The organism is Peribacillus sp. SIMBA_075 (assembly GCF_046534585.1).
In genome coordinates, this window is sequence record NZ_JAWRYN010001506.1 from 1 (window position 1) to 239 (window position 239).

Here is a 239-nt window from a genome sequence, read left to right on the forward strand (position 1 = left end):
GACAACTGAGGCGGCTTTTTGTGATTAATCCAGGAATCTGGCAGGCGTGCTCAATAAATCGATTCCCCAAACGAGTGGCAAGAAGTAATAGACGGCTAGGCCAACAAAGACAATCCCGAAGACATTCAGAATAAACCCGGCTCTGGCCATGTCGATAATCTTCAAATAACCCGAGCCGAAAACGACCGCGTTCGGCGGTGTCGCCACTGGCAACATGAATGCGCAGGATGCCGTGACAG

General features: G+C 51.0%; 1 protein-coding gene. It reads right to left on the reverse strand.

What is annotated here, in order from left to right; all coding sequences use genetic code 11:
* Positions 1 to 24 precede the first annotated feature (24 nt).
* Positions 25 to 239, reverse strand: a 215-nt coding sequence (locus tag SB775_RS33440; RefSeq protein ID WP_410865601.1) for an anion permease, incomplete at its 5' end; no start/stop codon positions are given.